General features: G+C 47.0%; 9 protein-coding genes. 8 read left to right on the forward strand and 1 reads right to left on the reverse strand.

What is annotated here, in order from left to right; all coding sequences use genetic code 11:
* Nucleotides 1–39: 39 nt before the first annotated feature.
* The 8 genes from DWY93_RS08325 to DWY93_RS08360 all read left to right on the forward strand — a co-directional run bounded on the left by DWY93_RS08325 (nt 40) and on the right by DWY93_RS08360 (nt 9515).
* Nucleotides 40–2256, forward strand: a complete 2217-nt coding sequence (locus DWY93_RS08325; RefSeq protein ID WP_117470012.1) for a tetratricopeptide repeat protein — start codon at nt 40–42, stop codon at nt 2254–2256.
* 285 nt (nt 2257–2541) lie between these two features.
* The gene (locus DWY93_RS08330; protein WP_117470013.1) at nt 2542–3378 is read left to right on the forward strand and encodes an HAD family hydrolase; all 837 of its coding nucleotides are present in this window, start codon (nt 2542–2544) and stop codon (nt 3376–3378) included.
* Nucleotides 3379–3492: 114 nt separating this feature from the next.
* Entirely contained in the window at nt 3493–4239 is a 747-nt protein-coding gene (locus tag DWY93_RS08335; protein ID WP_242990566.1) for a CvpA family protein, read from the forward strand.
* A 27-nt stretch (nt 4240–4266) separates the two neighbouring features.
* Complete coding sequence (locus DWY93_RS08340) at nt 4267–4866, forward strand: TetR/AcrR family transcriptional regulator (RefSeq protein ID WP_117470015.1); 600 nt, start codon at nt 4267–4269, stop codon at nt 4864–4866.
* A gap of 176 nt (nt 4867–5042) precedes the next feature.
* The gene (locus DWY93_RS08345) at nt 5043–6572 is read left to right on the forward strand and encodes an AbgT family transporter (protein WP_117470016.1); all 1530 of its coding nucleotides are present in this window, start codon (nt 5043–5045) and stop codon (nt 6570–6572) included.
* 36 nt (nt 6573–6608) lie between these two features.
* Nucleotides 6609–7313, forward strand: coding sequence for a DUF5058 family protein (locus DWY93_RS08350; protein ID WP_117470017.1), 705 nt, complete (start codon nt 6609–6611; stop codon nt 7311–7313).
* A 13-nt stretch (nt 7314–7326) separates the two neighbouring features.
* A complete protein-coding gene (locus DWY93_RS08355; protein ID WP_021903991.1) occupies nt 7327–8001 on the forward strand; it encodes a hypothetical protein in 675 nt (224 codons plus the stop codon).
* Between the two features lie 20 nt (nt 8002–8021).
* On the forward strand, nt 8022–9515 hold the full coding sequence (locus DWY93_RS08360; RefSeq protein ID WP_242990568.1) for a carboxypeptidase M32: 1494 nt from the start codon (nt 8022–8024) through the stop codon (nt 9513–9515).
* Here DWY93_RS08360 and DWY93_RS17290 read toward each other — a convergent pair.
* Nucleotides 9506–9780, reverse strand: a 275-nt coding sequence (locus DWY93_RS17290) for a hypothetical protein (RefSeq protein WP_207658693.1), incomplete at its 5' end; no start/stop codon positions are given. The genes DWY93_RS08360 and DWY93_RS17290 overlap by 10 nt on opposite strands.

Raw genomic sequence — 9780 nt, forward strand, 5'->3', positions numbered from 1 at the left:
CAGCTGGACAGCTGGGCGGTTTCAGGAGATGCGAAAGAAATGGATAAATACGAGTTTAATATTAAAGTTGAGCAGATCAAAAAGATGGTCAGCCGCGGAGACTACGGAACTGCGATGAAGATCGCAGATACCATTGACTGGCACCGTGTCCGCAACGCAAGCCTGCTGTCCATGATCGCTCAGATCTATGAGAAAAATGAAGAGTACCAGGAGGCGAAGGATATTCTGCTCCTGGCATTCGAGCGCGCGCCGGTAGGAAAGCGCCTGCTCTATAAGTTGGCGGATCTCGCCTTAAAGGACGGAAGTACCGCCGAAGCGGAGGCATACTACAGAGAATTTTGTGATCTCGCGCAGGATGATCCGCGCCAGTATCTGCTCCGCTACAAGATCTTAAAAGCGAAGAAAGCGCCGGTGGATCAGCTGATCCGCGCGTTGGAAGTGTATACAGCATCCGAGGTGGATGAAAAATGGCTCTACGAACTGGCTGACCTCTACCACAAAGCCGGGATCGAGGACAAGTGTGTAGCCACATGTGACCGCATCATGCTCTTATTTGGTCTCGGCAAATATGTGGATAAGGCAATGGATCTGAAGCTCCAGTACGCGCCGCTGAACAAATACCAGATGGACCTTGTGGAAAACAGGGACAAATACGAGGCAAAGCTGCGCGCTGTTGAGGAAGAGTACAGCGGAAATGCCCCGGAGCTGGATGATTATGATGAGGGAATCCCGGATTCCGAAGCTTCCAAGCAGGTTGCCATGCAGATTCATGAGGATGCCCAGGCGAAAAAGCTGGCAGACGAGATGTCCAGACTCTCTGAGGAAGAGGGACGGACTGCTGTTGTCGAGGAAGACGATGACATGGGTGCCACAAGAACCATCGCTGACTTAAGCCAGGTCCGCAGAGGCGGACAGGCGGCTGCACCGGAAGTACAGGAGGAAGAAAACACGATCCCGACCGGGGAAGAGCGTGAGATCGAGCGCCAGAAGCTGGCGATCCGCGCCGCAAAAGAGCGGGAAGAGATGGAAGAGGAAGCTCTCCGCCGTGCTGAGGAAGAGCGGGAAGCTGCGAGACGCGAGGAAGAAGAACGCCGTGCGAAAAAACAGGCGGAGATCGACAGAGAGCGCGCACGCAGAAACCAGGTCCGCAATATTCCGGCTCCGGAAGAGGATGACAACGAGGAAGATCTGGAACTGGAATCCCTGGATGATATGCTCGATACCAACAACCTGATGATCGAGGCGGAGACGGACGAGGAAGGGCTTTCCATGGCTGTCAACTCCTTAAAGGAGATCCACCGTGAGCTCGGCATCAAGAATCCGGTTGCAAAGATCAGCAGTGAAAAGTTAAATAAACGAGGAATCAGCGCGGTAGCCGATATGCTGGCAGGAAAAGACCTGATCATCCAGCATGCGGCAGGACTCACTGATGCTGTCCAGAACGAACTGGATGATCTGATGGAGAAAGACCGCTCCGGAATGATCGTTGTCCTGATCGATACACCGGAAAACCTTGAGGCACTCCATGCCCATAATACATCCCTTGCAAGCAAGTTCCAGTATATCGGAAGCGATGAGAACGCGTCTGCGCAGAAAGAGGCAGATACCGAGATGGAAGCTGCGCTGAAGCGCTCCACAGAAAAGCAGGAACAGATCGCCCGTGATGTGGTAAACGCGGAGCAGGAGACAGAAGAGGAGCCGGAACAGGAAGACGCTGAAGCACTGCAGGAAGAACCGGAGTACGAGAAAGAGGAAACGGACATCCTGGAAGAATCATCCGAGCCGGAAACAGATGAAGAGGACGAGGAAGAACCGGAGCCAGAGGAATACGTACCGCCGAAGAAGGCAAAACTCTTCGCAAAGCAGGAGAAACCTCAGAAAAAGGCGCCAGTGACTGAAGAAGAGCCGGAACTCCCGGAGGAGGCTGCGTCCGCAGCGGAAGAGGAAGTTGTTCCGGAAGACTACGATGACAAAGAAGAGATGGATCCGGATGAGTTCGCCCAGTACGCGTGCAAGTATGCGACGGAGATCGATTGCAGCATCACCGGAAAGAGCCTTCTCGCCCTCTATGAGCGCATCGAGATGATGGAGGAGGATGAAGTCCACCTGACAAAGGCAGCAGCCGTAGATCTGATCGAGGAAGCTGCTGATAAGGCAGAGAAAAAGTCTCTTGGAAAGAAGATCTCGGGACTTTTCTCTCCGACTTATACAAAAGAAGGTCTTCTGATCCTTCATGAAAAGGATTTCTTTGACTGATAAAGAGTGTGATGGGATCCCTGCGCACTGTTCTGGGCAAGCTCAGACGGCACACAGGAATTCCGTGACATGCTTATAGGAACTGAATATATGCGCACCATAAGCTCATTGTTTTTGCGATGAGTGGGTGCGCAAATTTTTCACCAATACACACGAACTAATGTTTGCTGAACACAGACAAAACTAATGCGCATGCGGCCCTTTTGCAATAGATATTTTCAATTCCGGAGTATCGCCGTAAACAATGTTTTGCATGTGCGCTAGATTTCTTATAGGAGAAAAGATATGGAGATCAGGCTGATCGCGGCGGACATGGATGGAACGCTGCTTGATGACGAAAAAGGGATCCCGGAGGAGAACCTGCGCGCTTTCCGCGCATGCGCGGCACAGGGGATCGAGATCGTCCCGGCGACAGGCCGCACGATGCGCGGACTGCCGGATGAGCTTCGGAATCTGCCGGGCGTACACTATGCGATCCTCACGAACGGGGCACAGGTGGTAGACCTTGCGAAAAACGAGATCATCGACTCCTGCCGGATCCCGGTGGCTCTGGCAGAAAAGATCATGATGATGGCCCGGACAAGTCCGGATGAGATCATGTATGATGTATATGTGGGCGGAATCGGCTACACCATGCCGGAGTTCTACAATGATGTATATAAATATGTCTCATCGGAGGGACTGGCGGAGCTGGTGCGCAGAACCAGGGACACGGTTCCCGATAATATCGCTTACTTAAAAGAGCGGGGACAGGACGCGGAGAAGATCAACATGTTCTTCCGTGACATGGATGCCAGAAAGCGGATGAGAGAGGAACTCTCGAAGCTCCCGGGGATCCTTGTGTCCTCATCGATCCCGAATAACCTCGAGATCAACGCGGAGGGAGCTGATAAGGGCGGAGCGCTGCTCCGTCTTGCCGCACGTCTGGGAATCGCCAGAGAGTCCACCATGGGCTTTGGAGACGGGGAGAATGACCTCAGCATGATCCGCATGGCTGGAATTGGCGTTGCCATGGAAAATGGCCATGAATCCGTAAAGGAGGCAGCAGATTATATCACGAAGACCAACAATGAGGCAGGTGTCGCGAAGGCGCTCTGCCATTTTACAGGAATTCAGATATAACAGGAATGATGGGCATATGAGGACTTTCAGGTAATAGACGCGGCGGGGTATCTGGATCATCCAGGCTTTGTCTGTTTTACGGAAGAACTATGCACATATGTGACAGGAGTAATAATGGAAATAATGGAGATTCTATCCAGCCGCTGGCTGGAAGTGGCTGTAGCGGTATATCTCATCGGGATGATGCTCTACGGTCATTACAGAGGTTTTATAAAAATAGCAGTTTCCGCAATGTCCCTTTTCATCACGCTGTTTGCAGCGCGTGTAGCGATTCCACAGGCGGCAGCCTGGCTGGAACATAATACGGCTGTATACGAAACGATGAAGGAGAGTGCTTTGAAGGCCAGCGGCCTTGATGAGAAGATGGAAGAGATGGCTCAGACAGCCGGTCTCGCGGGAAAAGCCGGGGAACGCGCGGTCATAGAGAGCCTGGAGATCCCGGACCAGATCAAAAAGCTTCTGATCGAGAATAACAACGGAGAAATATATCAGGAAATGGGCGTCCAGATCTTTGAGGACTATGTGGGAAAATACCTTGCAGACCGTGTGATCCGCGTGATCATATTTACGGTGCTGTTTATAGTATTCTATGCGTTCCTTCATATCATCATAGTCTGGCTGAACCTGATCTCCAGACTGCCGATCCTGTATGGGCTTAACAAGATCGCCGGTGCGGTTCTGGGACTCGCGGAAGCATTGATCTTTATATGGGTGGGCGCCCTGGTCCTTACCCTGTTTTCAGGCAGTGAGATCGGAAAGAGCATGATCACCCAGATCAATGGAAGTATCTGGCTGACGTGGCTGTATGACCACAATATGCTTTCCTACCTTGTAGTCGGTCTGGTAAAGTCTGTCCTGTAACGGGAGTAGATTAAACGGAGGAATGCCATGAAAAAAGGAGAAAAAACCAAACGGCATATTTATGAATGTGCGATTGAATTATTCCGAACCAAAGGATATGACAAGGTTTCTGTAGATGAGATTGTTAAGTGTGCAGGAACGGCAAAAGGAACCTTTTATATCTATTTTGAGACAAAAGCGGATGTTCTCATTTACATGCTGAAAGCATATGATGATTACTATGACAAAGTTGCTTCAGGTTTCTTGCCGGAGATGGGAGTTGAAGAGCGACTTCTCGTCATTACCCAAAGTTCCAGTGAGTTTACGGAAAATGTGATGGGGCGGGATGTTATACGGGTCTTGTATAGTAACCAGCTGATGGAACAGGGAAATGGAGATCTTTATACAAAGCGTGCATTGTACCGGGTTGTGCACGAATTAATTGAAGAAGGACAGAATGTGGGAATTTTTTCGGCAGAGGAAAACAGTATTGTGCTGACAAATCGATTTGTCACCTGTATCAGGGGAATCTTTTTTGAGTGGTGTATACAGGGAGATGAGTTTGTTCTAAAACAAGAATGTGAAAACTTTGCGAGGATGTTTTGCCGCGCAATCCGCAGGGAAAGTAAGAATATCGAGTCTAAATAATGAATAACAAGAGGAGCTGGGTATAGAAAGAGATTCTGTACTCAGCTTTTTTTGTAAATATGAGCAAAATATAAAATGACCAAAGTCATAAAATAGTTGACAAGCGCAAGCGGGAGGGGTATCATAGATAAAAAATGACTATAGTCATTTTTTAAAAATACGAGGAGGATGTTTGTATGAACAACACTGTGGAGAAGAAAAAAGGAGGAAAGATCCTGGATGTGATCGAAACGGTCGGCAATAAGCTGCCGCATCCGTATATTATGTTCCTGTGGCTCTGCCTGATTCTTGCTGGAATCAGTACGGTGTGCAGCCTGGCAGGAGTTCAGGTGATCAATCCGACAACTGGAGAAACTGTTCTGGCAAAAGCAATTTTCAGCAGAGATGGAATTGTATGGCTGCTCGAAAATTTACTAAAAAATTTTCAGGGCTTCTCAGCACTTGGTCTGGTACTTGCCATGCAGATGGCAATTGGATTTGCTGAAGGAGTCGGATTACTGACTGCAGCTATGAGAAAAGCGATTCTTGGAGTACCACTCTGGGCATTAACTGCAACCGTGTTATTCCTTGGAATTAATGGAAGTATTGCTTCGGAGGCAGCAATCATTGTTGTTCCGGCACTGGCAGCCGCAGCATTCCAGGCGGTTGGAATGCACCCGATCGCAGGACTTCTGGCTGGTTATGCGGCAACAAATGCAGGATTCACAGCCTGCCTGATCGTATCAGGAACAGACGTACTCCTTTGCGGCGTTACTGAACTGGCAGCGCAGCTTGTAGATCCGTCGATTACAGTTAATGCAACTGCCAACTGGTATTTTATGATCGTTTCCGTGTTCATGCTTACCGCAGTTGGTGTTGTTGTAAACAAATATTTCATTGTTCCGCGTCTTGGCAAATATGATCCGGCAAATGGAGAGACTGGGACAGCCGATGCATCGGGGGAGATCACACCGATTCAGGCTGGCGCGCTGAGAGCGGCTGGCATTTTCAGCATCGCCTATATTGCTCTCCTTGCCATACTTACAGTTCCGAAAAACGGCTTTTTCAGGGGTGAAGACGGCTCTGTTTTAAATGGACCTTTGATTACGGGACTGGTAGCGATCCTGATCATCTATTTTATTCTGGTAGGTATTATCTACGGATTAAAAGCAGGAACGATCAAAAGCAGCAGTGATGTGCCAACGATCATGGCGAAGTCGCTGGAGGGAACCACAGGATATATTGTGCTGGTATTTGTAATCGCACAGTTTATCAACATGTTCAATTACACGAATCTGGGAATGATCATTGCGGTCAAGAGTGCGGGTGCATTGCAGGCGGCAGGATTCACAGGGATCCCGTTAATGATCTTCTTTATTCTCCTGTGCTGTGTGGTTAACCTGTTTATGACAAGTGGTACAGCAAAATGGTATATCTTTGCGCCGATTCTTGTACCAATGATGATGATGCTTGGATATAGCCCGGAATTTGCCCAGGTTGTATACAGAATCGGAGATTCCACAACGAATGCGATCACTCCGATCTATCCATATATTCCGATTGCGATCGCAATGGCTAAGAAATATGATAAAAACTTTGGAATGGGATCCTTGATTTCCATGATGCTCCCGTATTCAGTTGCATTCTTGCTGGGATGGATCGTTCAGCTGGTGATTTGGGTAACATTAAATCTTCCAATTGGACCAGGGGCATATGTATTTATGTAGGAAAGGAATGTTGCAAGTTACGCAATAGATTTTGAAATGAAATATACAGAGATATGTAATGATAAATGGCTGTTTATATGGGTCGGACTGTTGCTCTTTGCGGTAATAGCTCAATGTATGCTCTTCATGAGCAAAGCATGGAAACACGGCATGGAGATCGGTCTGAAACAATCGCAGCTAAAAAAGGGTTTAAAGACAGGGATCACGATCAGTATCATGCCAACACTTCCGGTTTTACTGGTGTTGTTTTCGCTCACACCACTCCTGGGAATCCCGCTTCCGTGGCTGCGTCTTTCGGTTATCGGCTCTGCTTATTATGAAACATATGCAGCAACAACTGCGTTATCGTGCCTGGGAGAGACATTCCAGATCAACGGGTACAGCGCGAATGGATGGATCGCGGCCTTGTGGGTAATGACGATTGGAGGAAGCGTATGTATTTTATGGTCGGCATTTGCTATTAAACCGATTTCGATGCTTTATGAAAAAGCAGAAAAGATCAATATTAAACTTGTTCTGGCAGTTGGAAGCGGATGCCTGGTAGGTGTTATGGCCTATGTATCAGTGTCATATGGTTTCAGCGCCATGTCGACGAAAGGCGTTGTATTCTGCATCAGCTTTGCTGTAGGAGCATTTCTTATGCTCGTTGCGAACAAAGTAGAAAAGGCAAAATGGCTCACAGATTATATTATGACGATCAGCATGCTTGCGGCAATGGCGGCAGCCTGTGTTATTTTTTAGGGGGGCTGGAAAAATGAAAAGCAATTATCAAAAATGGATCCATAAGTTCGGAATTTCGACAAGCCTCCTTCTTCTTGCGGCAATGATAGGGCTTCCGGTAGCAGCCAGTCTTATTTACGGAATTTGGCCGGACTTTGGAGAACTATGGCCTGGATTTGTTGCAGTTGTTTTATTTATGGCACCATATCTTCCATCAGAAACGATCGGCTATATGTCGGTTATGGGACCAGGAGCATTATACCTTTCTTACATTACCGGCAATGTCACCAATCTTAGAATGCCTGCTACGATTGGCACAATCAATGCACTGGGAATCAAACCGAATACGGATGAGTGTCATACGCTGGCAATTATTGCCTGCGGCGCTTCTGTGATCACATCTATAGTGATTGTTGCACTCGGAGTCGTTGTATCAGGACCGCTTACCCCGATTATCCAGGCACCTGTTCTCCAACCTGCATTTGACTATGTAGTTCCGGCGCTATTTGGAGGACTTGTGGCTCAGACTGTGATAAAAGGGAAAAAAGAAATCTTTCACTATCTGATTCCACTGGCAGTCTGCCTGTTCTTCTGCTACTGTACAAAAGTGGCAAGTGCATATTATATGTTGATTGTGATTGCCGTGTCAGCAGCGGTCGCGGTAATGGATTATCTGAAAACAGAGAAAAAAGAGGAAAGGGGAGAGTAGATATGCGATATCAGGAATATATGGATATAATCCGGACGGTAAATGACCGCTTTCGCTATTATAAAAGTATAGAATCCCTGTTTGAACTGGATCAATGGTCCGGTCTTCCGGAGCTTGGAGGCGCGTATCGCCAGCAGATGAGCGCTTTTGTTGGGACACAGAAGGCGGGGCTGTTTCAAACAGAAGATGCGAAAAAGGCCTTTGAATATTTTGCAAATGTAGATGAAGGACAAATAGAGGACCCAATAGAACATGGACTGATCCGGACATTTAAAAGCAGGTACCGGAATGCTGTCCGTGTGCCGGAAGAAACGATGAAACAGTATAATCTTCTGCGTGCGGATGTGATGTCGGCATGGAAACATGCACGGGAGCGGAAAGATTATCATGTGTTTGAACCGTGGCTGAAACAGGTATTTGATCTGAAAAAGAAGATTGCCCTGGCGATAGATCCGGATGCCCCTGCGTTTGACACGATGATCGGAGCTGTGGATGAAGGCTTGAAAAGTGCAGACGTAAGCAGAGAATTCGATGTATTAAAACGGGGAATTGGAGAAATTCTTGACAAGATTACAAAAGCAGATCTTGGAGTAAATGAAGAAATATTTCTCAGAGAAGAGGATCCGGATGAAATGTCTGCATTTGGAAGACGATTAGCAGCGGAAGCCGGATATGATCAGCGAAAGGGTGGATTTAATGACAAGGTTATTCACGGATTTACGTCATTTCTTGGACCGCAGGATGCCCGCGTATCAACACAGAGAAGCGGAAGTCCACATCTGATCTTCACCTGTCTTCATGAAGCGGGACATGCAATGTTTTCCAGCGGCGGAAACGACCAGGTCAATGCAGCAAACATGTGGGGAGGAATAGAAGGCAGCTTTCACGAAGCAAATGCCAGATTCTATGAAAATATCGTGGGAAGAAGTAGGGAATACTGGGAGTTTTATTATCCACAATTTCAGAAAGCATTCCCATTCTTCAAAGATATAAAAATGGATGAATTTTATCGTGCCATGAATACAGTCCGTCCAAGTCTGCGCAGAATTGGAGCAGATGAAGTTACATATAGCCTTCATGTTATCTTGCGATATGAGCTGGAACGCGATTATTTCAGCGGAAAAATAGGAACGGAAGATCTGAACATTGCATGGAATGATAAATATAAAAAATATCTGGGAGTTTGTCCTGAAAACGATACTGAAGGAATTTTACAGGATATGCATTGGGCTGGAGACTATATTGGATATTTCCAAAGTTATGCTTTGGGAAATATTTATGATGGACAGATTCGAAAAGCATTGTTATCAGAAATTCCGGATTTGTATGAGCAGATACGCCACGGAGAGTTTGACAGGCTGAACAAGTGGATGAAGGAACATATCTGGCAGTATGGGTGCTGTTATACATCGGGAGAAATGTTGAAGCGATTGACAGGAAAAACATTGGACGCTGTGCCATTTCTTGACTACATGAAAGAGAAGTATGCGGACTTATATGGTATTCATATATAAAAAGGACAAGATAGTTTGATAATAGGGATTGCAGCAGGAGAAAACGTTGAGCTGCAATCCCTGTTTTTATAGTGTAAAAGAGCAATTTGAAATTGCTCAAATGATGGCTTGAATACCGAATTGCATATATTGTGTGCAAAACGATTATGAACCGCAATATGTTGTAATTGCACAAACAAAAGAAAAAACTTTAAAAAAACTGGAAAAAAGTGTTGACTTTTCCGTGGGGATTTGTTATTATAATACTCGCCTTGAGCGACAGGGC

It is taken from the genome of Clostridium sp. AF28-12 (genome assembly GCF_003435225.1).
GTDB lineage: Bacteria > Bacillota > Clostridia > Lachnospirales > Lachnospiraceae > Pilosibacter > Pilosibacter fragilis.